This is a genomic window from Advenella faeciporci, assembly GCF_014652395.1.
Taxonomy (GTDB): domain Bacteria; phylum Pseudomonadota; class Gammaproteobacteria; order Burkholderiales; family Burkholderiaceae_B; genus Advenella; species Advenella faeciporci.
This window is the reverse complement of record NZ_BMYS01000021.1, coordinates 25,459-51,356: the sequence shown is the minus strand read 5'-3', so window position 1 is coordinate 51,356 and position 25,898 is coordinate 25,459. Positions and strand designations below refer to the sequence as shown.

Sequence of the window (25,898 nt, the reverse complement as noted above, 5' to 3'; positions counted from 1 at the left end):
GCTGTGTTAGCCAGCCTGAAGGTTAAAAAACCGACCACTGATGTTGAATATGTGAATTTGTAATGGAGCGTTTATAACATAATCCACTATAAATCAATAACTTAAAATTTTAACTGTCGAACTCGGGGGGTCATGTCGGTACCAACTGCGATAATACAAGCGCAGAGCTGTCCCGACCTACCACGATTTCATCTTCAAGAACTATCTACCTTACATGAAGACCCACAAACTCAGTTGGCGAATTGATGAGGCGCAATTACGACAGCATTACGAAGAAAAGCGCTTCAAATCATCGTCCTCACCGCTGCTGTTTTTGTGAGCAGACATATCGAGATTGGAGCCGGACACAGCAAGCCATTTCGCCCGAACTAAGCTTTTCATTTGTTCTTTCCCAATAGGTGTTTCTGGCTTGGGTTCCTTGAGCAACACATGGATGTGAAGATACCCGTCGGTATGTCGCTCAATAGCTGAGAAATGAATTATTCTTTTCTTCGATCTCTTGCCGAATAGGTCAGCACTCAACGAATCAAAGAATTTCTTTGCCAGCAGAACGACTTCGTCGTGATCGGTCTTCTTGTACCTGAAGGTCAATGTGACGAACCAGTCGAAGTCCTGTTGGGTGATGTCATAGATGTACTGCGCCCGCCTTTTAATACGTGGAAGCTCGATGTCTTCTGGCTTGGTATTGAAGTGGAGATCAACCATGAGTTTTGCCAGGATGTCATCAATACGAGAAGAGCTATTTCCCTGTAGTGATTGGGTGTTGTGATGCGTGGTAATGTATGCCCTTTATGTGTGTTGTTATTCCCATTACAGGCAGACTGGTGTGAGATATGTGGATTAGGTCAGTCATGTGGTCACCATTCCTTCAATGAAGTGGTTAGAGGAAAATGTTGATTAAAGGGATATTTTGTCTTTTCTTTGGTGTTTTGCCTGTGTGGTGATTCCGTGTATGTGGTTCACTTCACCATATTCATTACAGATATTCTGGGCATAGTTTCACCAAGGGCATTTGCAAATGCCCGACGAGTATCCTGAACGACTGACCCCACGTTCCTGATCACAAAGTCGCCTGTCGCGTGAAATTGAGACCCCCATTGGCATATGCCGATGAGTGCGTACTGATGAGATGAGGCCACTCGGTATCACGGGTAAAAGCCGTAGGAAACCAAGTGGCCCGGTATTTATCGAATCGCGTCGGAAAAACAGGCATCAAGGCTGCTGTTTGTCTCATATGTGTTATAGTTTTTTTGATGAGCAAGCAGCAAGAAAAAACGCGACTGGTACAAGCCGTCCATAGCGCCGTCAACCACTACGACAAGAGCAAGCGAAAGACAGTCTCTCAGGCATGTGAGGACTTGGGGTTGGCGCGAAGTAATTACAATCGCTGGCGATATTCCGTGCAGAAAAATCTCAGCGAGACCGGAGCGGCCATCGTGCCACCACCTAAAAGCCGAGCACCAAAGAAGAACGGCAAGGCTTTACCTGCTGACGTGAGGCAGCGTATTTGGGACATGGCCCAGTCCGGCCTGTATGCCAACCCGAGTCAGATCGGCAAGGCACTGCGTGAAGAAGGCGCCAGCGTCAGCGACAATACCGTTCGGAATAACTTGGAGAGGGCCGGACTCTACGGATATCGGACCGTCATCGGAAGCGATGGAAAGCCGACCAAAAAGAAAGTGCTCTTGCTATAAAGGGCTGACGCTCCCTCTACCGCAGCATCCCAAATGGAAAAACCGCCGATCCTGAAGGAAAGGCGGTTTCGTAGTTCCACTTGAGGACGGTTGCCCGTCCCCAATACTGCTTGGAATTAACGCAGCAGGCTCAAGACGCCTTGCGGCACTTGGTTGGCTTGAGCCAGAACCGACGTACCAGCCTGTTGAAGAATCTGAGCGCGAGTCATGTTGGAGACTTCGACTGCGTAGTCGGCGTCTTCAATTCGCGAGCGAGCCGAAGACAAGTTCGTGATCGTGTTGTTCAGGTTCGAGATGGTTGATTCGAAACGATTCTGAATCGCACCCAGCGAGCTGCGTTGGTTATCAACAGCCTTGAGAGCATCATCGATTGTTTTCAATGCATTAGCCGAACCACCGTTAATGGTGACAGTGGCAGCATCTGCTACTGTAGCACCCGTAAAACGAGCGAGCGTTTGGTTGGCACCCGTCAACGCGTCACCGACGGTTCCGACGCCATTCTCATCGAACGTTACCGCGTAAGCGGGGCCAGTAGTAGGAGCGGTGGTTTCAACCATGGCATAGGAGGTATTTCCACCTGCGTCCGTGTAAGAGACCAAGTTCGCGCCTCCAGCGAACGTCGCTTTGGTCGCAGCCGCTGCCTCGAGGGTAGCCACATGACCAGCAGCTGTAGCGACAGTAGAGGTATTCTTGGAGCGGACATCGAAACCTTCTGCGTCGACCTTCCGAGCCTCAGTGCCTATAGGCGTCAGCGATCCAGCAGCTGTTGTGCCAGTTGACAAAAGGTTCCAGCCAGTATTGCCTGCGATGGCGATATCGATTGTTTGGCCGTCATCAGCGCCAACCTGGACCGAAATTTTAGTCGCAGTGGCTGACGAAAGGATTTTTTGACCGTTGAAGTTCGTTTGTTGGGCTACACGATCAATTTCTTTCAACCGCTCGTTGACTTCCTGTTGAATAGAGTCAATATCGGAAGCGGAGTTCGTGCCGTTTTGCGCTTGTACTGTGAGCTCACGAACACGTTGCAGGTTGTTGTTGATTTCATTCAACGCACCTTCTGTCGTCTGAGCGATAGAGATACCATCGTTAGCGTTACGAGCAGCTTGCGTAAGACCCTTGATGTTGGCGGTGAAGCGGTTGGCAATAGCTTGACCAGCAGCGTCGTCCTTGGCGCTGTTAATGCGCAAGCCGGAAGACAAACGCTCAATTGCGGAACCCAAAGCATTCTGGGATTTTGTCAGGTTATTCTGGGAAACAAGAGCCAGATAGTTTGTATTAATTACAGACATGGAACACTCCAAAAAAATAAGATCACTTCAAGAAAAACCAAGTCATAACACCTTTGTCTTGAAGGCTTACTACCGGTTTATGTTCATATTAACGGCCCGTGTTTTTTTTTCTTTAATGTTTTTTTGTTATTTTTTAATTTTTTTATTAAAAATTTTCCGGCAACTGGTCCCAATACGCTTCTTTCAACATCCCACGCAACCTTATCACGGCCTGCGAACGCAGTTGCGACACCCTACCCTCGGTCAGGTCCAGCACAGCGGCTATTTCTTTCAGGTTCAAGGCCTGTTCAAATATCAAAGACAGTACTAACTGTTCCCTTTCAGGCAATTTACCAATACACTCAACCAAAGTCTGTTTGAACTCTTCATTTAGCAAAGCGGCTTGTGGGTTGTATTCATCTGTGCCCCCCATCAACCTGTCCAGCTGGTTATTTTCCCGTTCGCCTTCGTCGCTGTCAAACCTGAAGTCTTCGTAATGCACCACATGCACGGTGCCGACGTCATGCAGTTGTTCGCGGTAGGCTTCTACGGTAATACCCAGTTCTTCGGCAATTTCTTCGTCGCCGGGTTCATAGCCCAGTTTTTTTTGGGCCTGGGCCATGGCTTTCTGGATTTTGCTGTTTTTGCTGCGCATCGTGCGGGGCAGCCAGTCCTGGCGGCGCAGCTCGTCGGTAATGGCGCCCCGTATTCTTGTATTGGCATAGCTGGTAAATTGGGCGGCACCGGTGTTTTCAAAACGCTGGGCGGCGTCCAGCAGGCCAATCATACCGGCCTGGATCAGGTCATCCAGTTCTATATTGGCGGGCAGCCGGGCCATCATTTTAAGGGCAATGCTACGCACCAGGGGTGCGTGTTCGCGCAATATCTGCTCTATAGAGGGTGTTGGTAACGTAGCCTTGCTCATGCACGATGAATATGGTTGGTATACATTTTGTCATTATTAACGATTTTGCTTGCATTCAATGGGCAGAACTAGGCCAGGTTTTACGGGTAATTGGTGCTTTGGAAAACGGGTTTATCTGTCATTATGTTTGGTAGTCATTGTGAATGATCAAGTTGTTTATGTTTAGCCGGCATGCATTTATGGCAGGCCTGTTCTTTAGCGCTATTTAATGCAGGCCTTAAATTAAAGATTGGCAAAACCCAGCCGTTAAATCCTGTATAAACAGCTTTAAGGTTTTATTTTCTGTCTGTTTACCAAGCCGGCATCAGGTTTTTGTATATAGGCCAACATTGCGTTTTTTACATTATGCCTTTTGCCTTTTCAGGAAATAACCTTCAACGATTAAGACAGAACTTATATTATGGCTAATATTTCCAGCATTGGCGTTGGTTCAGGTTTAGATTTATCTACCTTGCTAGATGGTCTGCGTACCAGCGAAGAATCCGTATTAAGCACCATTACCCAGCGCAAAAGCACTGAAAACGCGCGCCTGTCTGCCTATGGCCAGCTTTCCAGCGCCATAGAAAAACTGCAAACGGCTGCCAAAGCGTTTGAAGGCGATACGACTTTTGGGCAATATACCGCCACCCAAACCGGTGAAAGCTTTAGCGCCAGTGCCAGCAGTTCTGCGGTGGCGGGCAGTTACCGCATTAAAGTGGAATCCCTGGCGTCTACCCAAACGCTGATTGCCAATGGCGTGGCCGATAAAGCCGCCGCAAACGGCACGGGTGGCGTGGTTAAGTTTACGCTGGAAAACGGAGAAGTAAAAACACTGGACCTGACCGGCAAGGGCACCTCTCTTCAGGATATTGCCAAAGCGATTAATGCCGACAAAGAGCTGGGACTTAGCGCCAGCATCATGAATGACGGTTCAGGCACGCCCTTCCGCTTAATGATAAGCACCACTGCCACGGGTACGCAGGCAGCCGTTAGTGATATTACCGTAGAGAATAACGCTGAGCTGGGCGCATTGCTGGACAAAACCGGCATGACCGAACAGGCCGCCACCGATGCGGTCATTCATGTAAACGGAATTAAGGTTACCCAGGCCACCAACAAGCTGGAAGGTGTGATCCAGGGCGTTACCCTGAACTTAAGCAAGGTAGACACCGAAGCGCAAACGCTAACTGTTACGCGCAATGATGACAAAACCAAGTCAGCCATTAACGAATTCATTACGGCTTATAACAATGTCCAGAAGTTCATTAAAAGCAGCACGGCGTATACCGAAGGAGCTGGCGGCAGCATATTGAACGGTGACAATACGGCCCGTACGGTACAAACCCGTTTAAGCGGCATTATGAGTTTCCAAAGCAGCAATGGTGGTGCGTTTAAAACGCTGTCTGACCTGGGTATCCGCACCCAGGCCGATGGCAGCATTAAGCTGGACGAAGAAAAGTTTGACAAAGCCCTGACAGAAAACCGGGACGACATTGCCAAGCTGTTCCAGGACAAAACCAACGGCATTGCCACGTATACGCAAAACGTAACCAAAAGCTTGATCAGCAGCACCACCGGCATTGTGACCACTGCCAGTAAAGGCACCAAGACGCGAATTGAAGAACTGAATTCGCAATATGAGCGCAAACAGGCTCAAATTGAAGCCACGATGGAACGCTACCGGGCCCAATTTACCGCGCTGGATTCACTGGTTGCAAAAATGAATGGGACATCGGCCTATTTAAGCCAGCAATTGTCCATGTGGAATACCAGTGGCAGTAAATAATGATTGATTTTTAAGGGTTTATTTCATATTATGATGAACACTACTAACGTGGCTAATGGCCAGAATCCTGTCAAGGCTTATGCAAAAGTAGGTCTGGAAACACAGGTACTTACCGCCTCCCCCGAGGAACTGATCACCATCATGCTGGAAGCCACCCAGTCTTGCGTGATGAAAGCCAGGCTGTATTTCCAGAATGGCGATATTGCCAAACGGGGCGAGAACATTTCAAAGGCCATCAGTATTATCGATTCAGGCCTTATTCCCGGCATTGACGAATCTGCCGGTGAAGTGGCCAGGAACATGATCCTCAGTTTCAGGTTAATGTCGCAGCAATTGTTATTGGCCAGTGTGAACCAGCAGGAATCACACCTGGATGTGGTTGAAAAAATGCTTGATGATATTACCGGTGCCTGGAAAACAGCCACTGCTAATAAGCCCCGTAAATAGGGTTGGTTTACTACTATTAGACCAAAAAGATATAAAAAATGACTTATTATCCTTCAGAATGCAACAAGGCAAGCCCAGCCAATGCCACGGGACCTTTCCCCCCAGAGTGCAATAGCTGCGTCATAGAAGCCTACCAGCAACTGGTGAACATTACCCGGCAAATGGAAGACGCGGCCCGTCAGGAAAACTGGGAAGCCACGCTTGCATTGGGTCAAAGTTATGTGCATGAAGTGGAAGTGCTTCGCAACAAGGCCAATCTTCAGCCTGGCAACAAGGCTGAAAGGGAAATCTGCTCCCATTTACTGCGTCAGGTACTTATGCATGACGCCGCCGTGCGTGATGCGGTTTCTCCTGAAATGAAGCGCCTGTCGCAGTTGCTGCATACACGTAACCAGCAAAAGAAAATGGTCAAGGCTTATTCTGGCATGAAGCTGGCGGGGTAAACATGCCTTATGTCATCAAGCAGCTTAAGCACTCTTCTTGTACAACGACTGGAAACCGCGCTGGGTGTTACGCTTTCCGCGCAGGGACAGCTGCAATCGGCCCGTAGCCGGCAATCGGTGTTACCCACAGGCTCGGCCGCTCGGCCCGAGGCGCTTGAAAACGCCACCAAGGCGCATTTGCAAACCGGCAATTTCCAGGCGGTGGCACAAAGCGTGCAGGCAACGCTTGGGCATCGTACCGCTTTACAAGGTGCCCCTGTTGGCAATACAGGCAGTATGGGCAGCCAGCAGGCAATTGGCCAGGCAGGCAGCAATACGGCAGAAGCCACAGCCCGCAACCCGGTAGAGTCAACTTCTACCCGCTGGAGCAGCGCCGCAAGAAGTGTGGTGGCCCTGCTGGGGCAAATGCCCGAACAGGCAGCACCATTAAGCAACCCCAACCACGCTCCCATTATTCCCAAAAATCCCAAAGAGTTATTGTCATTTCTGTCGCGTCCGGCTGAACAGGCGGCCTCGTCTGGCGGTTCTGCATTGGGTAGTGGTGCGGGTTTGCAGGCGGGAAGCGGTTCTTTACCGGGTAGCGCGAGTGCTCAGGTAATGGGTGGGTCTTTGCCGGGTGGTGCAGGCACCCAGGCAGCGGGCGGGTCTTTTTTGGGTACTGCGGCTTCTCAGGCAGCGGGCGCTGGCACTCCTTTAAAAGAAGAGGCATTACGGGCGCTGGGATCCAGCCTGTTTGCATCAATTATCCGTGAAACCTTAAGCCGCGAAATTGCCCGGCCGGGCCTGTCTTATGAGGCCACTTTATGGCACATTTTGCGCAGCAACGGCAATTTACAAGAACTGGCCAACCACCCCAAGGCGCTGTTACTCAAAAAACAACAGGCAGAACAGCAGATCAGCCGGCAAATATCAATCTTGTCGGCCCTTACCCAGGCCAAGGCAGAAGCAACCCCTGCCCCGCCACCTTTATCCGGCCCACTGGCCAGCCTGGTTCAACAACAGCTGGAAATGCATCACCAGCAACGTATTGTGTGGCAGGGTGAAGCCTGGCAAGGGGCTGCCATGACCTGGGAAATCCAGAAAGACAACCCGCAAGCCTTTGCCGCCCAGCAACCCGCCAACCAGCCGGAAGAAGAACAAAACAAGGCAGGTAATGAGGCTGCACGCCAGGAACAGGGCGAAGCCAATACGCCTTGGTCAACCACGCTAACACTAAGCCTGCCCTTGCTGGGGAAAATCCGCGTGATGGTGCAGATTATTGACAATCACGTGCAGGCGCAGTATCAGGTGATAGACAATCCCAAACTGAAAGACAATCAAAGCACCGCATCGCTGTTGTTACAACGCATGCCCGAATTCACCAACCGTTTGCAGGCATTGGGCCTGCAAACCCACTCCTTCGAAGTATTCACCGACCCCGGGCACTCACAGTCTGACAGTCAGCAAAAAGAGAATTCGTGATGAACAAGCCTGGCATACCTGAAACACGTAAAACAGCCGTCACCTTGGCTTACCATGCCACAGACCCGGCTCCCAGGGTGGTCGCCAAGGGCATGGGCAATATTGCGCAAAGCATTATTGAACTGGCCAAACAGCACAACATACCCGTGCATGAATCACCAGAACTGGTGGCCATGCTGATGCAAGTGGACCTGGACCAGCAAATCCCCCCCGAACTGTATACCGTAGTGGCCGAATTGCTGGCCTGGATTTATTCACTGGAAGCGGGACTGGAAAGGAACTGAGCGGGGGATGTAGCGGGGTTGGGATTAACCGGGGGCTTCGATTGGCAGCTTGGGTTGTTTAGGTGCTTCGATTGGCAGCTTGGTTTGCTTAGAACCACCCCGTCGCTTCGCGCCACCCCTCCACAGAGGGGAATTTTCCTGCTTCGTGGAAACGTTGGTGCCTCACATTCCCCTCCTGCGGAGGGGTGTCAGGCGAAGCCTGACGGGGTGGTTCTGTACATACCAAGACACCCAATCGAAGCCCCACCAAACACAAGTGTTCTTTTTCTCACACTTCATACCCTGCTCCCACCCCCGAGTAGTAGCATAAACCTCCCGCTACACTTATCCCAACCACCATGCGTAAAACAAAAAACTATTTTGCCTTGCCCTTCAACCCCGAACTAAAACAAAGAGCAAGAAAACTGCGTCAGGCAGGGAATTTATCAGAGGTGTTGTTATGGAACCAAATCAAAAAAAAGCAACTTTTAGGACTGGATTTTGATCGTCAAAAAATCATTGGTAACTATATTGTTGATTTTTATTGCGCCGAGCTGAAAGTAGCGCTTGAAATAGATGGGGAGAGCCATATTAACAAAGCGGAATACGATGCAAGACGTGATGCTTATCTGAAAAGTCTTGGTTTGACAGTGATTCACGTTACGGATGAGGATGTAAAAAGGAATTTGGCTGGGGTTATGGTTTGGTTAGAAGGACATGTGGCTTTGAAGAAGTAAGTGCTTCAGCGCTTTGATAGGCGCTTCGGCTGGCTTACAACCACCTTGGTGCTTCGATTGGCACCTTGGGTTGCTTACAACCACCCCGGCGCTATGCGCCCCCCTCCGCGGGAGGGGAATGTGAAGCACCAACGTTTCCACGAAGAAGGATAATTCCCCTCTGTGGAGGGGTGGCAGGCGCAGCCTGACGGGGTGGTTGCAAATAAACAGAAACGCCTCTCGAAGCCCAAACACCGTGAAAAACACTTCTGCTTGCTTAGAACCACCTTGGTGCTTCGATTGGCAGCTTGGTTTGTTTAGAACCACCCCGTCGCTTCGCGCCACCCCTCCGCAGGAGGGGAATTGTTGGGGGCTTCGTTGGGCGCTTTGGTTGGTCTGGAACCACCCCGTCGCTTCGCGCCACCCCTCCGCAGGAGGGGAATTGTTGGGGGCTTCGTTGGGCGCTTTGGTTGGTCTGGAACCACCCCGTCGCTTCGCGCCACCCCTCCGCAGGAGGGGAATTATATCGGCATGCTGGCGATGGTCTGGTAGGCCTGGACCAGTTTGTTTCTTACCTGGATCGCGCTTTGAAAACCAATGCTGGCTTTTTGCATGTCTATCATGACATCGTTCAGCGAAATACCCGGTTTGCCCATGATGAATTGTTCGGCCTTGGTGTTGGCGGCTTGCTGGGTGGCTGAGATGCTTTTGATGGCGGCGTCCAGTTCGCTGGCGAAAGAAGCTTTTGTGACGCCTGGGGTTTGTGTCCCAAAGGGCTGCATGCTACCCAGTTGTGCGGAAACTTCACCGGCTTTTGCTCCATTGGCCATTGCCTTCATTTGTTGCTGCAATGTGTTCATGCCGGAAATGGCTAATGGCGAGATGGCTTGCATAAAAATATCCTGACTGTAAGCGATGTGGCTGATAAAACAAATATGAAAATAAAGCAAACATGCAATTAATCCTCATATTACCCCCTGCCCCCCAGTTTCAATAGCCCGAATAAGCCAAAAAACCCCGCTTTAATGCCTGATTGCTTTACACCCGGGCAGGTGATAATACCTGTCTGAAAAAGTTTAACTGGATAATTGTCTTTTGTTGTTTCCCATGGTCATTATTGAATTCACAGCCCTAACTGCCTTACGGTTTACAGGTAGACCGGCATGAGCGGCATGGATAAGCTTGCTGCCCGCTTCCCCATTGTGGAACGCCTGCTGGTGTTGCCGCGCCCGGTATTAATGGGTGCGGCCGCCGGGCTGGTGGCGTTAATCATTGTCAGCCTGCTGTGGATGCGCGGGCCCGAGTACAAGGTGCTGTTTTCCAACCTGCAGGACAAGGATGGTGGCGCGATTGTCACCGCGCTTGAAAAGCTGAACGTACCGTACCAGTTCAATGAGAACGGTTCTGCCATTCTGATACCTGCCGACAAGGTGCATGAAACCCGCATGATGCTGGCCGAGCAGGGTCTGCCACAGGGTGGCGGCGTGGGTTTTGAGCTGATGGACGACCCCCAGTTCGGGGCCAGCCAGTTTGCCGAACAGGTTACCTACCAGCGCGCGGTTGAAGGTGAGCTGGCCCGTTCTATTGAAGCCATGAATTCGGTGGAAAGCGCCCGGGTTCACCTGGCGATTCCCAAACAGACCCTGTTCGTGCGTGACCGGAAACTGCCAACCGCTTCGGTCCTGGTTACGCTTAGCCCCGGCCGCAGCCTGGGTGACGGGCAGATTGCCGCCATTGCCTGGCTGGTCGCTTCCAGCGTTCCGGGCCTTACGGCTGAAAATGTATCTATCGTTGACCAAAGCGGTCGCCTGCTGTCTTCCAGTGCCGGGCTTGAAGGCATTGGTGCCAACCAGACGCATCTTAAGTTTACCGATGAGCTGGAGCAGCGCTTAACGGCCCGCATTATTTCCATTCTGGTGCCGGTGGTGGGCCGTGGCAATGTGCATGCGCAAGTCAGTGCCAGCATGGATTTTGCCCAGCGCGAACAAACTTCAGAAATTTATCGCCCCAACCAGAAGCCCGATGAAGCCGCCATTCGCAGCGAGCAAACCAACCGCACGGCCCAGGCCGGTATTGGCCAGCCCATGGGGATACCCGGCGCCCTGTCTAACGAGCCCCCTGCGCCACCAGTTGCCCCGATTGAAAACCCGCCGGGCGCCAATGCAGCAACCAATGCCACAACAGGTACCGCTACCACCGTCCTTAACCCGGCCAGCCAAACCAATAACGCCACCATCAACTACGAGCTTGATCGCACCATCAGCCATGTTAAAGACTCGGTCGGTACCATCAAGCGCCTTTCTGTGGCAGTGGTGGTTAATTTCCGTGAAAACGAAAACGGCGAAGCCGCCCCCCTGCCTGCAGAAACCATGCAGCAAATCAATGCCCTGGTCAGGGAAGCCGTGGGGTTCTCTGATGAACGTGGTGACAGCCTGAATGTGGTCAATAGCGCATTCACTTCGTCAGACCAGCCGGTTCCGGCATGGAAAGATCCGGAAATCCATGCCTTGGCCAAAACCTTGGGACAATACCTGCTGCTGTTTATCGCCGTCCTGTTAATCTGGCTGAAAGCTTTCAAACCGCTTATCCGCGCACTTGAAGACCGTAAAAACATGGAACTGGCCGAAAAACAGGCCGCGTTGCGACAGGCAGAAGCCGAACGCAAGGCCAAGGCCGAAATCCCCGTCAAGCATGATCACTACGAGGACAATCTTAATGTGGTCATGAAAATTGCGGCCGAAGACCCGCGTGCCGTGGCAATGGTACTTAGAACCTGGATGAATCAAAACAATGATGACAGCAGAAAATAAAATGGAACGTTGCGCTATCCTGTTGATGTCCATTGGCGAAGAAGCCGCGGCTGACGTTCTGCGGTACATGAGTGCCCATGAGGTTCAGGAACTGGGTGCCGCCATGATTGGCATGAAGAACATGACGCGCAACAATGTGAATGCCGTACTGGAACAGTTCCGCAAAGATGCCGACCAGTTCATGTCGGTCAATATGGGCTCCGAGGAATATATCCGCACCATTCTGAACAAGGCGCTGGGCACCGATCGCGCCGCGGGCATTCTGGAAGACATTCTTGACCTGACCAAGCATGAAAACGGCATCGAGGCCCTTAACCAGCTGGAGCCCGCGAACATTGCCGAGCTGATTGCCGGCGAACACCCGCAGATTATTGCCACGATTCTGGTGCACCTGGATCGCGACCTGGCTGCCGATACCCTGTCGCTGCTGACTGAGCGGGTACGCAATGATGTGATTGTACGTATTGCAACCTTTGGTGGCGTACAGCCAACCGCGCTGCGCGAATTGACCGAAGTCCTCAACAATGTGCTTTCCGGCCAAACCGCCAAGCGCAGCAAGATGGGTGGTGTTCGTGCTGCGGCCGAGATCCTCAACACCATGAACACGGGCCTGGAAACCTCTATGATTACGCACTTGCAAGAGCGTGACGCCGAGCTGGCACAGCGTGTCCAGGAAGAAATGTTTACCTTCGAAAACCTGGCCGATCTTGATGACGTGACCCTGCAAGCCATTATGGCCGAAATCACCGACAACAATATGCTGGTGCTGGCCCTGAAAGGCGCCAGCGAGGCAGTCCGTGAGCGCTTCTTCAAGAATATGTCCAACCGTGCGGCACAAATGCTGCGTGACGAGATTCAGGATATGAACCGCGTTCGTGCATCGGTGGTCCAGGCCGAACAGCGTGCGATTATCGGCATCGCCCGCCGTCTTGCCGACAGCGGCCAGATTTCATTAAGCAAAACCGCTGATGATGATTACGTCTAAGCCCGACAAGCTGCCTGAAACCCTGGTGCTGGCCGACCCGGTTTTCAAGAAAAAAGCGGGACAGCCGTCCGTGAACGAGACCGGCTGGTCACCCTGGCGGATGGAAACGATTGTTGACCCTGAAACCCTTAGAAAACAGCAGGAACAGCAACAGGCCGCACCCGACCCGGAACTGGTGCGCCAGCAGCAGCTGGAACAGGAACGCAGGAACACCCTGCAAAAAGCACAGGAACAGGGCTATGCCACCGGTCATGCCGAAGGGTTGGCCGCTGGCAATAAAGAAGGTTACGATGCCGGCTACGAACGGGGCTACAGTGAAGGACTGGCGGCGGCGGCCGAATTGACGGCTTCCCACCAGTCCCGTTTGCTGGCCCTTGCCGAACAGGCCCAACAGCAGTATGCCAACCTGGATGCCAGCATGGGCCAGGCGCTTATTGAGCTGGCCACCACCATTGCCCGCCATGTGATTGGGCAAGAGCTTAAACAGCATCCCGAACATCTGGTTCCGCTGGTCAGGCAGGCCATTACCCAGCCACCGGGCGTGAACCAGGCCATGGAGGTGCAGCTTAACCCCGAGGATTACGCCCTGATTGAAAAAAGCGGCCAGCTGCCCCTGCCCGGGCATATCCGCCTGAAAGCAGACCCCAATATTGAACAGGGCGGCTGGTATGTGCAAACCGCCTATGGCGAGATTGACGCGACCTTGCAAACCCGCTGGGCACAGGCACTGGCCAGCCTTGGCCTGCCTGCCCCCCAGACGAAACAGGAGTAAGCCGTGAACGCGCCCGCCTCTGTCCCTGCCCAAACCCCCGCCATTTCCGGTACTGCCGCCTGGCAAGACCAGCTTAAGCGTGCTGCCAGCCGGGTTGAAGACAGCCCGCTCCAAACCAGTGCCGGACGCATTATCCGCGCTACCGGCATGGTGCTGGAAGCCAGCGGCCTTGCCTTGCCCTTGGGGGCTGCCTGCCGCATTCAAATGGTGGGTAACAAATGGGTAGAGGCCGAGGTGGTGGGTTTTCAGGGGCAAACCCTGTTCCTGATGCCTTATGGCAATATTTCAGGCTTGCCGCCCAATGCGCGGGTTGAAGCTGCCGAAGCCCCCCTGCCGCCCCGGGTGCCATTGCAGGCAGCCGATGACGCTTATGCCAACTTAAGCAACCAGGGGGGCCATACCTTACCGGTAGGGTTTTCTTTGCTGGGCCGGGTGGTGGATGGCGCCGGCAAACCGCTGGACAGTCTTGGCCCGTTTGAAAATGCCTGGTCGGCCCCACTGGCCGCCACGTATATTAACCCGCTGGATCGCGCGCCCATTGACACCCCGCTGGATGTCGGGGTGCGTGCCATTAACAGCATGTTAACGGTTGGCCGTGGCCAGCGCATGGGGCTGTTTGCCGGTTCGGGGGTGGGTAAATCGGTCCTGTTGGGAATGATGGCCCGCTACACCAAGGCCGATGTGATTGTGGTTGGCTTAATTGGCGAACGTGGCCGGGAAGTGAAGGAATTTATTGAGCAAAACCTGGGTGCCGATGGCATGCGCCGCTCTGTGGTGGTGGCCGCTCCGGCCGATGTGTCGCCCCTGCTGCGTATCCAGGGCTGCGTGTATGCCACCCGGTTGGCCGAGTTTTTCAGGGACCAGGGCAAGCATGTATTGCTGATTATGGATTCCTTGACCCGTTATGCCATGGCATTGCGCGAAATTGCCCTGGCCATTGGCGAACCACCGGCCACCAAGGGCTATCCACCCTCTGTCTTTGCCCGCCTGCCCGCCTTGGTGGAACGGGCCGGCAATGGTAAAAACGTTAACGGTAAAACCGCCGGTTCAATTACCGCTTTTTATACCGTGCTCACCGAAGGCGATGACCAGCAGGACCCGATTGCCGATGCTTCGCGGGCGATTCTGGACGGGCACGTGGTGCTGTCGCGCTCGCTTGCCGAAACCGGGCATTATCCGGCCATTGATATTGAAGCCTCCATTTCCAGGGTGATGACGGCGGTGGTGGGCAAGGAGCATTTGGCCATGGCCCGCAAATTCAAGCAACTGTATTCCATGTACCAGCGTAACCGTGACTTGCTGGCCGTTGGGGCTTATAAAAAAGGCAATGACCCTGAGATTGACACGGCTATTGACCGCTACCCTTTCCTGCGCAAGTTCCTGATGCAGGATATTGAGGAAAAGGTTGATATGGAGCAAGCCTCCCGGGAACTGGGCCGTCTGTTTGCAGGACTAACCCTATGAGCCGTAATAACGATTCTTTCGAGACCCTGCATGAACTGGCCGTTCAGAAAATGGACGATGCGGCACGCGTGGTGGCGCAAACCGAAGCCAATATTACCCAGTCCATCAAACAGCTTGAAATGCTGGGAGAATACCGGCTGGATTATATTGCCCGTTTGCAGGCCCGCCTGCAGGAAGGCATGAGCTCGGCCCAATGCGTGAATTTCCAGAAATTCATTTCAACCCTGGAAGAAGCACTGGGGCAACAGCGTGCCATTATTGCCCAGCTTGAAAAGCAGGTTGAGAAAGAGCGTGAAGCCTGGTTTGAAGCCCGCCGCGAGGTAAACTCGATGCAGGCCCTGATAGACCGCAGAAAGCAGGAACAGCTGAAAATTGCCAACCGGCAAGAACAGAAAATGAATGACGAATTTGCCGCCCGAGCTTACTTTGCCAGCAGGCGGCAACAGTCAGGGGGTTAACATTTATGGGTATGACAATGACAACAATCAGCAACAACCTGAGTGCCAACAACTTCTCAAAAAACAATGCGGCAGGCAGCAACAATGCCGACAGCGCCAATAACACGTTTTCAGGCATTCTGGCCATGCAGGCGCCGGCCTCATCACAATACAAGCCATCGCCTGCAAGTTCGGCCACCCAAAACACGACTGAAAACGGCAAGGTGACAGCCCAAGCTGCCAGTAAAGAACCTGTAGCCCAAAACAACCGGGCTTCGGGCAAGACTGAAAATGACGGTTCCACTGCTGAAAACAAAGCATCCGTTAATGATGATGCAGCACAGGCAAACAAGGCTGCAGCACCCAACGAAAATACCGCAGATGCGGAAAACCGGACAACACCTGAAAATGGCCCAAATGCCGCGCAAACTCCAAGTGAGGCCCTGCCGGTCAATGTTTTGGCAGAACACGCCATTCTGCAACAGGGCATATCCGAAGCAGGTGTCAATGCAGGCGACATGGGCAAGCCATCTCTTGAAAATACCCTTTTAAGCCAGCTGATCGAACCACAAAGAAATCTGGCCAGCCGTCTGTCTGGCAAAAACCCGGCTCACGCAGAGCTGGAAGCGCAAACCGCCGCAGGCTCTTTGGCGCCGTCTGCTAAAGACAGGCTGGCCGGTTCCGGTAAAGAAAAGCCAGATACTTTGTCAAGTACGGAAAATACAATGCTTACCGCCAGCCAACTGGCAGCGCTTGACAAACAAAACGCTGCCGGCCGGGCCGTTAACCTTACTGCCAATAAAGAGGCGACCAGTCAAATCCGTGAGGCCCGGTTAGGCCGGCTTTCGCAAGAGGCAGTAACGCCCAACCTGGCAGACCCCAGAAATTTCAATCACCAAACACCTGCCCAACCATTGGCCAACCCGGCATCAGACACACTGCCTGATGCCACTGTTGCCACTCATGCCAATGCCAACGCAAACCCGGCAGTTGGCACCTTGGCGGCCAGCAACCAGGCGCAAGCATCCGCCAGCCCGCTTATTTCCATTGGTACGTCTTTTTACCATCCGGGCTGGTCACAGGCCATGAGCCAGCAGCTGGCTACCCAGGCAAGCCTGTTTTTCAGGCAGCAGGCCAATGGCACGCATATTGCCCAAATGCGCCTGGACCCACCCGAGCTGGGCCCTATTAAAGTGTCCGTCAGCATTCAGGACGGGGTGGCCCAGGCAGCCTTTGTGGCCAGCAACGCCGCGGTTCGCCAGGCACTGGAAAACTCGCTGGCCGATTTGCACCAGGCCCTGCAGGAAAAAGGCCTTTCCCTGGGCCAGGCCCATGTCGGGCAACAAGACCGGCGGGACGGTTTTTTGATGGAAGATGATAATGCCCCGGGTACGGCCGGGCAAACCAAGGGCAGCACCGGCATCCTGGCCGATGCAGGCGTGCCTGCCACCGGCCCGTCACGCCAGCATGATGGGCTGATCAACACCTTTGCCTGATCAGGATATTTTCCTGAGCAGCTCATTTGCCTGATAAAATCTGCCTGGCCCGGCCACTGCCCAATTTTTGGCATTATCCCTTAAATGGTCTATAAAGGGAGAAAACCCCCTTTATTCCAGGCAATGGCTTTGCGGTTTATCAGCGAAAATATACGCTGATCCTGGTGTTTTTTTAGATTTGATAATGGCCCTTCATGAGCAAAGAGACAAATAACGCAAGCCCGAAGTCGGGTTCTTTTTTCAAGACGCTAATCATCATCATTTTATGCCTTGGCATAGGGGGTGCTGGTATGTGGTATTACATGGGCAAGATGCTGCCCGCCCAACCGGCACAGGCCCAACAGGCCACCCAGCCGGTTGCCGTCCCGTCTGTTCCCACGGTTAGTGCCAACCCCATTTTCATGGAACTGGACCCTTTTACCGTTACCCTTAACCGCAACGGTTTCTCGCGGGTGCTGTATGTGGGCTTTACCCTGCGCTTTGAAGACCAGGCCAGCATGGAACGCGTAAGCAAGTATTTGCCCGAGGCCCGTAGCCGCATCCTGATAGAGCTGTCTTCCCTGAACCCTGAAACCATTCATGACAAAGAAACACCCGACCTGATTAAAGAAGCGGTCAAACGTGTATTGTTGCCTGCGTTTTATCCGGAACCGTATACCCAGCACATTAGCAATGTACTGTTTACCAATTTTGTTGTGCAATAAAAATGGCCTATGATACGTTTTTATCTCAAAACGAGGTAGATTCCCTTTTTGCTGAAATAGAAGGTACACCCACGCCCAAGATCGAGGTTGAAGAACAGGTGTACCCCGATGGCGTCCGCCCGTATGACCTGTCATCACCTGAACGGGTCATTCGCAAGCGAATGCAGACCTTCGAGCTTATCAATGAACGTTTTGCCCGCAACCTGCGGGCCGTTTTGCTCAGTTTCATGCGACGCAATGCCGATATTTCGGTGTTGCCCATTAAAATCCAGACATTTGCCGAATTTGAACGCAACCTGCCGGTGCCCAGCAACCTGAACATGGTCAGGCTCGAACCCCTTCGTGGCCTGTCCCTGTTCTGCTTTGACCCCACCCTGGTTTTCCTGATTATAGAAACCCTGTTTGGCGGGCAGATAAAGCAAAATACCCGGGTGGAAGGCCGCGACTTCACCGCCACCGAACAACGCATCATTCATCGCCTTCTGATGCATACCCTTGAATGCTATGTGCACGCCTGGAAACCGGTTTATCCTATTCAATACCATTACCTGCGTTCTGAAATGCACACCAAGTTTGCCAATATTGCCAATAGCAACGAGGTGGTTGTGGTGACTCCCATTCGTATCGAATTTGGCACTATTGGCGGCCTGCTGAATGTCTGCCTGCCTTATTCCATGATAGAACCTTTGCGGGACTTGCTCACCGAGCCTTTTCAGGATGAAAGCGTCAAGGGCAATGAAAACAAATGGCTGCGTCAGCTGTCGGGCCAGGTTCCCGAGACCGAAGTAGAGCTGGTGGCCAATTTCACCACCACCGAATGCACGCTGGAACAATTGATGGCGCTGAAAGAAGGCAGTGTTTTGCCCATTAAGTTGCCCACTGAAATAGAGGCCACCGTGGATGGCATTCCGGTGATTAGTGCCAAATATGGTACGTTTAACAAACACTATGCGCTTAGCGTGATCAAGCGTCTTGAAATTCCGTATTTTGACACGCCTGAAGAGCCCAAAGTGGTGCTTGAAGACACCACCATTGATGATGAAATTTTACTTGATGACAATGACCTGAGTGCCGGTCGTATTAACGCTGAAAAACCTATTTAATCTGAAAAAACCATGAGCAATACTACTCCATCTGAAGATATCAACCAGGACGATCTGGCCAGTGAATGGGAAAAAGCCATGGCCGAACAGGCCAGTGCAACGGCAAGCCAGACACACGATTCCATTTTCGAGTCGTTTGATCCCGCTCCTCCTGCCGAAGAGGTTCACCCCGATTTTTCATTCATCAAGGATATTCCGGTTCAGCTTAGCGTTGAACTGGGTCGTGCCCGCCTGCCCATCAAGGATATCCTGAAGCTGGGACAGGGTTCGGTGGTTGAGCTTAGCGCACAGGCAGGCGAGCCCATGGACGTCCTTATTAACGGCATGCTGATTGCCCAGGGTGAAATTGTCAGCGTGAATGGCAATTATGGCGTGCGCTTAACCGATATTATCACCCCGGCCGAACGCCTTAACCGCCTGAACCGCCCTTTCAACCGTCGCTAAACCGCGGTTAGCCACATTAAGGGATCATGATGGATCAACTGGCCATTATCCGGGTTTTTGCCGCGCTTGGGCTGGTACTGTTCTGTATTATCCTGTTTGGCATGGTGGCCCGTAAAACCGGGCTGCTGGGCAAAATAAGGCGCAACCCCGCCCTGCCCGTTATTTCCCGTACCCCGCTGGGGCCACGCACTGAAGTGGTGGTGGTACAGGCGGGTAACGAGCAACTGGTGCTGGGTGTGACTGCCCAGCAAATCAATCTGCTGCATAAAATGCCGGCCCCTGAGGCCCCGCCGGAAAGCAGTGCTCCTGGCAGCGAGACCACTGGCAATTCCTCACCGGGCAAGGTATCATCGCCCCCCACTTCTTCTACTGATGGCAAGATGACTTTTCGTGAGGCCCTGAAGCGGCACTTGCCCCTTAAAATGCTGCTGGTTTGCCTGTTGCCTGCGCTTTTGTTCATGGGGGATCCGGCATTTGCCCAGGTGAACTTGCCGGCACTTACCAGTGCCGCCAACCCCGATGGCTCGCAAACCTATTCGCTCAGCATGCAAACCCTGCTTTTGCTGACCGGTTTAAGCTTTTTGCCTGCCGTCATTTTAATGATGACCGGTTTTACCCGTATTGTGATTGTGCTGGGTTTGCTGCGCAACGCCCTGGGAACCGGTGCTTCACCCCCCAATAGCGTGATTATCGGGCTCTCCCTGTTCCTGACTTTTTTTGTGATGTCACCGGTCCTTGACCAGATTGCCGAAGAGGCTTATGTTCCCCTGAATGAAGGCCAGATCAGCTTTGAACAGGCCGTAGAGCGGGCCTCACGCCCGATCCATGCCTTCATGATTGGTCAAACCCGGGAAAGCGACTTGGCCTTGTTTGCGGATATGGCCAATCTGACCGAATTTGAAAGTCCCGAAGCCGTACCCATGCGGATCCTGATTCCGGCCTTCGTGACCAGTGAACTGAAAACCGCCTTCCAGATCGGGTTTACGATTTTCATCCCGTTTTTGATTATCGACCTGGTGATTGCCAGCGTTTTGATGTCGCTGGGGATGATGATGGTGCCACCGGTCACCATTTCCCTGCCGTTCAAGCTGATGCTGTTTGTGCTGGCTGACGGCTGGCATTTGCTGCTGGGCTCCCTGGCACGCAGCTTTTACCAATAATCACGGCCTGCGCCTGTTTACAAGGAATTTGCATGACTTCAGAATCCATCATGTCAATGACGTATATTGCCTTACGTCTGGCCTTTTCGCTGGCGGCCCCGCTGCTGGTGACCACGCTGGTGGTGGGCCTGGTAATCGCCATTTTCCAGGCGGCAACGCAAATCAACGAGATGACACTGTCTTTCATTCCTAAAATTCTGGCTGTGGGTGCCGTATTGGTGCTGCTGGGGCCCTGGATGATAGGCTCGCTCACTGACTATATACGGGAATTGTTTATTTCCATTCCTGGCCTGGCCCAGTAAACGCCTGCGTTTGCAAGCGCCCGCTTAGCCGCTACCCCTTATGATTAACTTCACCCTGGATCAACTGTACACCTGGATTGGCCTGTTCCTGTGGCCCATGTGCCGGATCGCGGCCTTTGTGGGCAGTGCACCGGTACTGGGCGAATCAACCGTGCCCGTGATGGTCAAGATTGGCATTTCGGTTATTTTAACGGTGGCCATTTCGCCGTTTATTGGCCCGTTTGAAACCATTCCGCCCGATTCCTGGGCCGCCATGATCATGATGGCCAAACAAATAGTGATTGGCATGGCCATGGGTTTTACCATGCGTATTGTGTTTGCCGCGGTGAATATGGCCGGCGAGTTGATTGGCCTGCAAATGGGACTTTCTTTCGCCTCATTTTTTGATCCGGCCAGCGGTGGCAATACCAGCGTCATGTCACGCCTGCTCAATGCCCTTGCCATGCTTATTTTTATAGCTGGCAACGGGCATCTTATTTTAATTTCGGGACTGGCACGGTCTTTTGAAATTGTTCCCATCAGCGATGCCACCCTTCAATTGAATGGCATTGGTTTGCTTATAGAATGGAGCACACAGATCTTTATTGCCGGAATGCTCATTGCCATTCCCATGATTGTTTCCCTGCTCACGATTAACCTGGCCATGGGCATACTTAACCGTACCGCGCAGCAATTATCAGTCTTCGCAGTGGGTTTCCCCATTACCCTGACCTTCAGCATGATGCTGTTAATGGTCGTGTTGCCCTATCTGAATCAGTTCCTTGAAGTGTTTTTCTTCAACGGGTTTGAACAGATGGGGCGTATCATGAATGGGTTTTAATTAAAAAGAGACCCAGTCATCCTGCTTTTTATGGGGTTTGAGCGGAGAACGCAACGCTTCATCGGGCCTTTCGGTTAACATGGGCACGTCTTGCTCGCCAAACTCCATGCGCTGGCTCCAGGCTTCTTGCAATGAAAGTGATGGCGCTTCATTTTTAACGGCAACCAGTGCGGGCGATGATTTTTTAACACCGGCTTTCCTGGACTGATAAATTGCCTGGTCTACAAATGAGCGATGGCCTTTGGTCACAAACAGGGCCATCGTATTCATGGCTTCATCAATTTTTTCATTCAGGAAATTGGTTGAGGCAGTCAGGCGCTCAACCAGTTGCGAGTTCTGGTGAGTGACGTTATCCATCTGGATCACCGCGCGGTTGATCTGGTCAATCCCGGTGGCCTGCTCTTCGGTTGCGGAAGAAATTTCGCCCATGATGGTGGTCACTTCTGAAATGGAAGTCACGATGTTTCTCATGGTTTCACCGGCCTGACCCACCAGTTTGGCACCATCCCCCACTTTGTCCACCGAAGCGTCAATCAGCAATTTGATTTCCTTGGCTGCTTCGGCACTGCGCTGGGAAAGCGCACGAACTTCTGAAGCCACGACCGCAAAACCATTGCCCTGCTCACCGGCACGTGCCGCCTCAACCGCGGCATTAATGGCCAGGATATTGGTTTGAAAGGCAATGCTGTCAATCATGCTGACAATATCGGCAATTTTATTGGAGCCCACGGATATTTCTTCCATGGTGCTAACCACTTTGCGCATCACATCGCCGCCCTCTTCCGCCACCTGTGAAGCCTGAACCGCCAATTGATTGGCCTGGCGGGCATTTTCAGCATTCTGCTTAACGGTACTGGAGAGCTCTTCCATACTGGCTGCGGTCTCTTGCAAAGCGGCCGATTGCTGCTCGGTACGCGCACTTAAATTCAGGTTGTCTTCACCCAGCTTGTCACCGTTTTCATTAATGACATTCAGGTTATCGCGTACCTGATCAACAATACTGCCCAGTTTGTCCTGCATGTCCACCAGGCCACGCATGATACGCGCCACTTCATTGTTGCCAACCACCTGGATATTCTGGTTAAGCTCACCCTTGGACATGCGGCTGAAGTAGTCTTCCACCCGGGCAAACGGCTTGACAATCACCGCGGTTAACAGACGATGCACAAAGAAAGCAAAAAAGAGGGTGAACAGGGCAATCACCACCGATGTCACCATCACATAACGTGTGTTTTCTTCGGATTGCTCAAGCAATTTTGTGTTTTCCAATGCCACATCGGCAGGGGCATACTGCGAAAGCGCCTGGCTTAATGTCTGGATAGAGCTTGTGCTTTGGAAATTACTGACGACCGCCATGGCCAGCACGGCAAGGGTACCGAAAATAATAATGGCCACCAAAATACGCAGGCTGGATTTAATTTGTATTGCAGATAAATTCATTGTACCAACTCCAATATCAACCTAAAGTCTTGAACAGACTAAGGCCCTGGATTTTCTTGAATGCCAGGGATGCGGCTTCAAGCGCCATACCGCGCATGGTCAGCTCGGTACTTGCCTCATAAAAGTCAACATCTTCAATGGCGGAAATTTCACTTCTGAAATCAAGCCTGCGCTGCTCGCCACTGGCGTCCAGTGCCTGAATTTCATTCATTCTTGTACCAATTGAGGCACGGGTGGTTAGCACCGTGTTGTAGTTGGCATCAATTCTTTGGGTGGCCGATGACATTGCATTGCGCAATCTGGCGGCCGCCTGCGGGTCACTGCTGGTAGACGTATTAAGGGCGGCAGCCAGGTTATCCAGCGTGTTGAAAATATTGATATCTTCATTACGGGCATGATTAACGCTGAATGTATCTCCCTCGGCCGGAGTGCCGGAAAAGGCAACATCGACGCCACCTGGCAAGACCAGGCGCTGCTGACTGGCATCATAGGCCTTGGGGCCGTCAGTACCCAGTACCACGCCATCGGCATTCCGGGTTTCAACCGTGTAAGACAGCGGCGTACCACTGAAGACAATACTGAAATTGTTGCCCACATTGGCACCAGCCGCATCGCTGATATTGGGGCTGCTGATTTGCCCGGTCCCCGTATTGGTGCTGGCGGCCGCTGTCAAATAACTGTTCTCTCCGGAAACGGCACGGGTAAATACCACATAACCGGTATCGGCAGAACTTAACTGACGCGAAGAACTGACTTGAATGGTACGGTTGCCCAAGTCTCCCTGCCAGTTGATCTTGCCGGTGGCATCGGGAGCAAAAGCGGCACGGTCTGACTGGTTGCCGGAAAAAATAAACTGCCCGTTACCGTCAGTGCTATTGGCCAGGCCCAGTACCTGGTTGCGCAGGCTGTTCACCACCTCGGACAGCGTAGCCCGATCGGCATCTGCCATGGTGCCATTGCCCGCTTCCACAATTCTGGTCTTGATGGCAACCAGCGTGGTGGCCACCTCGTTCAGGATACTTTCTTCAAAAGCCAGGTTCTGGTTGGCAATGCTACGGTTCTCGGCAAAGCGGTCATTAATGGCCATATTGTTGGATAAATTCAATGCCCGGGCGGCTCCCAGCGGATCGTCTTTGGGCGAAACAATTTTCTTGCCGGTACCGATTTGCGTAAAGATATCCAGTTGCCGGGATTGCTGGGCATTGATGGTGTTTAATCCTGTTTTATAAAACTGGCTGGTACTGATGCGCATGCCTTAAGCCTTTACTTCAAAGATAAAATGGTATCCATCAGCACAGAGCTGACTTCAATAATACGTGAGGCGACCAGGAACATTTCCTGGGCTGCTTCAAGCTTGATGTATTCCTCATTCAGGTTAACCCCGGACAAAGCCTGTTGTGATGAATAGCTTTGTTTGGTCAGGGCATTCTGGGAGGCAATCATGAATTCGTTTTGCTGGGCCTGAACCCCTACACGGTTGACGATTTGTGAAAAACTTTCATTAAAGGTTTTGGTGCCACCCAACACTTTGTTGCTTTGCAGCTTTGCCATGTCCAGGGCATTATTGCCGTTGGCCACACCACCCTCTGCGTCAGCAGCGGCAATCTGGTCGGCACTGGTCATGGCCACACTGATTTGCACCGGACTGTGCGCCACCGCAGACAACGCCCAGCGATCGCCCGCCGAGGGCACACCGCCCTCCATTTTCAATTGCATGCCATCAACGGCAACGCCATCAAGCGTGGTACCGGTATGAATAATGTGATTGTCGCTTTCGCGTGTGACGGTGTAATTATTGCCATCAAAATAAATGGCGTAATCGGAAGCCTGTATTTTACCTGCAGCGTCAGACTGGAAGCTGGCTGTGAGGTTTACATTACCCACGTTTTGCGAATTGGCGGTGGCAATAGGAGCGGGCACATTGAAAAACGCCTGCCCCGGCTCACCTTTCAAGTCCAGGCCTTTGGCATTGGCCTCGTTCATGGACAGGGCAAACGCAGTGGCCAGCTGGCCAACCTCGCGCTGCTCGACTTCCAGGCTTTCGCGGCGGTATTTCAACAAGCCACCCAACGAACCACCGGTTATTTTGGTTTCGTCCAGTTCAACCTTAACCACTTCACCCTGCCTGCCAACCGGAATGGTGGCATATACCACGGTATTTTTGGGGTTTTCTGCCGACGGCCCGGTTGTCAAGGGATAAATTTTATTTTGGGTCAGCAGCTGCTGACCATTTCCCACCGAAATACTGACCTGGTTGTCCTGTTCAACCACGTTGACATTCACAATCTGGTTTAATTGTGAAATTTCATAATCGCGCTGGTCCAGCAGGTCATTGGGTTCATGATTGGGATTCACACCCTTGGCCTGCACAATTTGCTGGTTAAGCTGGGAAATGCGGCTAAGGTGGGCATTAATAGAGATGACCGAGTTGTCAATCTGGCTATTGATTTCGCCGCGTTGCTGATCCAGGAAGTGGCCCAGTTCATTGAATTGGGTAACTACGGTTTGGGTCCGGCCCAACAGTTCCTGGCGCGAAGCCGGATCGGCAGGGTTGCTGGCTACCGCATTGACACCATCAAAAAACGACTGGATGGATGGCCCGATACCCACGGTACGGTCTGCCAGCACATTATTGATTTGCGAAATCTGGCCACCATAGGCAGCCAGCAATGCACCCTTGCTTTCGTTGTTAACAAGCTGGCTGTTCAGAAAAGAACTATAAGCACGGCGAACGGTCTCTACCGCAACACCCCGGCCAAAAAAACCGGTACCCGATGAAGAAGCGCCCGCCGTTGAGATCAGGGTTTCCTGCCGGGTATAACCGGCGGTATCGTAGTTATTAATATTATGGCTGGTTGTTGTCAGGCGAGCCTGCGCCGTATTCAGGGCGGTTAACCCAAGTTTGGCCAAATTCATAATTTTCCGTCAATAAATATTGCTTGTCTTTCTGTTGGTTAACGGCAGAAAAATCCAATTGTT

26 protein-coding genes are annotated in these 25,898 nt (G+C 52.4%); 19 read left to right on the top strand and 7 right to left on the bottom strand.

Translation table 11 applies throughout. From position 1 onward, the window contains the following. Positions 1 to 267: 267 nt before the first annotated feature. On the bottom strand, positions 268 to 705 hold the full coding sequence (locus IE074_RS12775; protein WP_189385843.1) for a rolling circle replication-associated protein: 438 nt from the start codon (positions 703 to 705) through the stop codon (positions 268 to 270). Positions 706 to 1,253: 548 nt separating this feature from the next. Between IE074_RS12775 and IE074_RS12770 the strand changes: the two genes are divergently transcribed. Next, positions 1,254 to 1,694, top strand: coding sequence for a hypothetical protein (locus tag IE074_RS12770; RefSeq protein WP_189385842.1), 441 nt, complete (start codon positions 1,254 to 1,256; stop codon positions 1,692 to 1,694). Positions 1,695 to 1,810: 116 nt separating this feature from the next. Here the strand turns inward: IE074_RS12770 and IE074_RS12765 are convergent, their stop codons facing one another. Beyond that, positions 1,811 to 2,983: a FliC/FljB family flagellin gene (locus tag IE074_RS12765; protein WP_189385841.1), complete on the bottom strand. Its 1,173-nt coding sequence runs from the start codon at positions 2,981 to 2,983 to the stop codon at positions 1,811 to 1,813. A gap of 145 nt (positions 2,984 to 3,128) precedes the next feature. Continuing rightward, positions 3,129 to 3,887 (bottom strand): RNA polymerase sigma factor FliA, encoded by a 759-nt coding sequence (locus tag IE074_RS12760; protein WP_189385840.1) that lies wholly within the window; start codon positions 3,885 to 3,887, stop codon positions 3,129 to 3,131. Positions 3,888 to 4,287: 400 nt separating this feature from the next. Here IE074_RS12760 and fliD point away from each other — a divergent pair, with 400 nt between their 5' ends. From fliD to IE074_RS12730, 6 genes are all read left to right on the top strand, one after another. Further along, entirely contained in the window at positions 4,288 to 5,652 is a 1,365-nt protein-coding gene (fliD, locus tag IE074_RS12755; protein WP_189385839.1) for a flagellar filament capping protein FliD, read from the top strand. 30 nt (positions 5,653 to 5,682) lie between these two features. Further along, positions 5,683 to 6,099, top strand: coding sequence for a flagellar export chaperone FliS (gene fliS / locus IE074_RS12750; protein WP_189385838.1), 417 nt, complete (start codon positions 5,683 to 5,685; stop codon positions 6,097 to 6,099). Positions 6,100 to 6,137: 38 nt separating this feature from the next. Next, positions 6,138 to 6,542 carry a flagellar protein FliT gene (locus tag IE074_RS12745; RefSeq protein WP_189385837.1) on the top strand — a complete coding sequence of 135 codons (405 nt, stop codon included), beginning with the start codon at positions 6,138 to 6,140 and terminating at the stop codon, positions 6,540 to 6,542. Between the two features lie 9 nt (positions 6,543 to 6,551). Next, positions 6,552 to 8,003: a flagellar hook-length control protein FliK gene (locus tag IE074_RS12740; protein ID WP_189385836.1), complete on the top strand. Its 1,452-nt coding sequence runs from the start codon at positions 6,552 to 6,554 to the stop codon at positions 8,001 to 8,003. After that, positions 8,003 to 8,287 carry an EscU/YscU/HrcU family type III secretion system export apparatus switch protein gene (locus IE074_RS12735; protein ID WP_189385848.1) on the top strand — a complete coding sequence of 95 codons (285 nt, stop codon included), beginning with the start codon at positions 8,003 to 8,005 and terminating at the stop codon, positions 8,285 to 8,287. Before IE074_RS12740 ends, IE074_RS12735 begins: the two co-directional genes overlap by 1 nt. Positions 8,288 to 8,625: 338 nt before the next feature. After that, positions 8,626 to 9,003, top strand: coding sequence for an endonuclease domain-containing protein (locus IE074_RS12730; RefSeq protein WP_189385835.1), 378 nt, complete (start codon positions 8,626 to 8,628; stop codon positions 9,001 to 9,003). A gap of 500 nt (positions 9,004 to 9,503) precedes the next feature. Here the strand turns inward: IE074_RS12730 and fliE are convergent, their stop codons facing one another. Next, complete coding sequence (gene fliE, locus IE074_RS12725) at positions 9,504 to 9,875, bottom strand: flagellar hook-basal body complex protein FliE (RefSeq protein ID WP_189385834.1); 372 nt, start codon at positions 9,873 to 9,875, stop codon at positions 9,504 to 9,506. Between the two features lie 270 nt (positions 9,876 to 10,145). On the opposite strand from fliE, the gene fliF reads away from it, so the two are divergent. From fliF to fliR, 12 genes are all read left to right on the top strand, one after another. After that, positions 10,146 to 11,792 carry a flagellar basal-body MS-ring/collar protein FliF gene (gene fliF / locus IE074_RS12720; RefSeq protein WP_189385833.1) on the top strand — a complete coding sequence of 549 codons (1,647 nt, stop codon included), beginning with the start codon at positions 10,146 to 10,148 and terminating at the stop codon, positions 11,790 to 11,792. Further along, entirely contained in the window at positions 11,773 to 12,777 is a 1,005-nt protein-coding gene (gene fliG, locus IE074_RS12715; RefSeq protein WP_189385832.1) for a flagellar motor switch protein FliG, read from the top strand. The genes fliF and fliG overlap by 20 nt, the downstream gene beginning before the upstream one ends. After that, positions 12,761 to 13,549 (top strand): flagellar assembly protein FliH, encoded by a 789-nt coding sequence (locus IE074_RS12710; protein ID WP_189385831.1) that lies wholly within the window; start codon positions 12,761 to 12,763, stop codon positions 13,547 to 13,549. The genes fliG and IE074_RS12710 overlap by 17 nt, the downstream gene beginning before the upstream one ends. 3 nt (positions 13,550 to 13,552) lie before the next feature. Next, the gene (gene fliI, locus IE074_RS12705) at positions 13,553 to 15,013 is read left to right on the top strand and encodes a flagellar protein export ATPase FliI (protein WP_189385830.1); all 1,461 of its coding nucleotides are present in this window, start codon (positions 13,553 to 13,555) and stop codon (positions 15,011 to 15,013) included. After that, positions 15,010 to 15,471, top strand: coding sequence for a flagellar export protein FliJ (fliJ, locus tag IE074_RS12700; protein ID WP_189385829.1), 462 nt, complete (start codon positions 15,010 to 15,012; stop codon positions 15,469 to 15,471). The genes fliI and fliJ overlap by 4 nt, the downstream gene beginning before the upstream one ends. A gap of 17 nt (positions 15,472 to 15,488) precedes the next feature. After that, positions 15,489 to 16,946 carry a flagellar hook-length control protein FliK gene (locus IE074_RS12695; RefSeq protein WP_189385828.1) on the top strand — a complete coding sequence of 486 codons (1,458 nt, stop codon included), beginning with the start codon at positions 15,489 to 15,491 and terminating at the stop codon, positions 16,944 to 16,946. 194 nt (positions 16,947 to 17,140) lie between these two features. Next, on the top strand, positions 17,141 to 17,650 hold the full coding sequence (locus IE074_RS12690) for a flagellar basal body-associated FliL family protein (protein ID WP_189385827.1): 510 nt from the start codon (positions 17,141 to 17,143) through the stop codon (positions 17,648 to 17,650). Between the two features lie 2 nt (positions 17,651 to 17,652). Next, on the top strand, positions 17,653 to 18,753 hold the full coding sequence (fliM, locus tag IE074_RS12685) for a flagellar motor switch protein FliM (RefSeq protein ID WP_189385826.1): 1,101 nt from the start codon (positions 17,653 to 17,655) through the stop codon (positions 18,751 to 18,753). Between the two features lie 12 nt (positions 18,754 to 18,765). Beyond that, positions 18,766 to 19,197: a flagellar motor switch protein FliN gene (gene fliN, locus IE074_RS12680; RefSeq protein ID WP_189385825.1), complete on the top strand. Its 432-nt coding sequence runs from the start codon at positions 18,766 to 18,768 to the stop codon at positions 19,195 to 19,197. A gap of 26 nt (positions 19,198 to 19,223) precedes the next feature. After that, a complete protein-coding gene (fliP, locus tag IE074_RS14990) occupies positions 19,224 to 20,357 on the top strand; it encodes a flagellar type III secretion system pore protein FliP (protein WP_308429765.1) in 1,134 nt (377 codons plus the stop codon). Positions 20,358 to 20,389: 32 nt separating this feature from the next. Beyond that, the gene (gene fliQ / locus IE074_RS12670) at positions 20,390 to 20,659 is read left to right on the top strand and encodes a flagellar biosynthesis protein FliQ (RefSeq protein ID WP_189385824.1); all 270 of its coding nucleotides are present in this window, start codon (positions 20,390 to 20,392) and stop codon (positions 20,657 to 20,659) included. Between the two features lie 40 nt (positions 20,660 to 20,699). Next, positions 20,700 to 21,479 (top strand): flagellar biosynthetic protein FliR, encoded by a 780-nt coding sequence (gene fliR, locus IE074_RS12665; protein ID WP_189385823.1) that lies wholly within the window; start codon positions 20,700 to 20,702, stop codon positions 21,477 to 21,479. On the opposite strand, the gene IE074_RS12660 is transcribed toward fliR, so the two are convergent. Genes IE074_RS12660 through flgK form a run of 3 tightly spaced genes read right to left on the bottom strand, consistent with a single transcriptional unit; the run spans position 21,480 to position 25,835 of the window. Continuing rightward, positions 21,480 to 22,919, bottom strand: a complete 1,440-nt coding sequence (locus IE074_RS12660; protein ID WP_189385822.1) for a methyl-accepting chemotaxis protein — start codon at positions 22,917 to 22,919, stop codon at positions 21,480 to 21,482. Positions 22,920 to 22,935: 16 nt separating this feature from the next. Beyond that, entirely contained in the window at positions 22,936 to 24,171 is a 1,236-nt protein-coding gene (flgL, locus tag IE074_RS12655) for a flagellar hook-associated protein FlgL (protein WP_189385821.1), read from the bottom strand. Positions 24,172 to 24,182: 11 nt separating this feature from the next. After that, positions 24,183 to 25,835 carry a flagellar hook-associated protein FlgK gene (flgK, locus tag IE074_RS12650; protein ID WP_189385820.1) on the bottom strand — a complete coding sequence of 551 codons (1,653 nt, stop codon included), beginning with the start codon at positions 25,833 to 25,835 and terminating at the stop codon, positions 24,183 to 24,185. Positions 25,836 to 25,898: the final 63 nt, after the last annotated feature.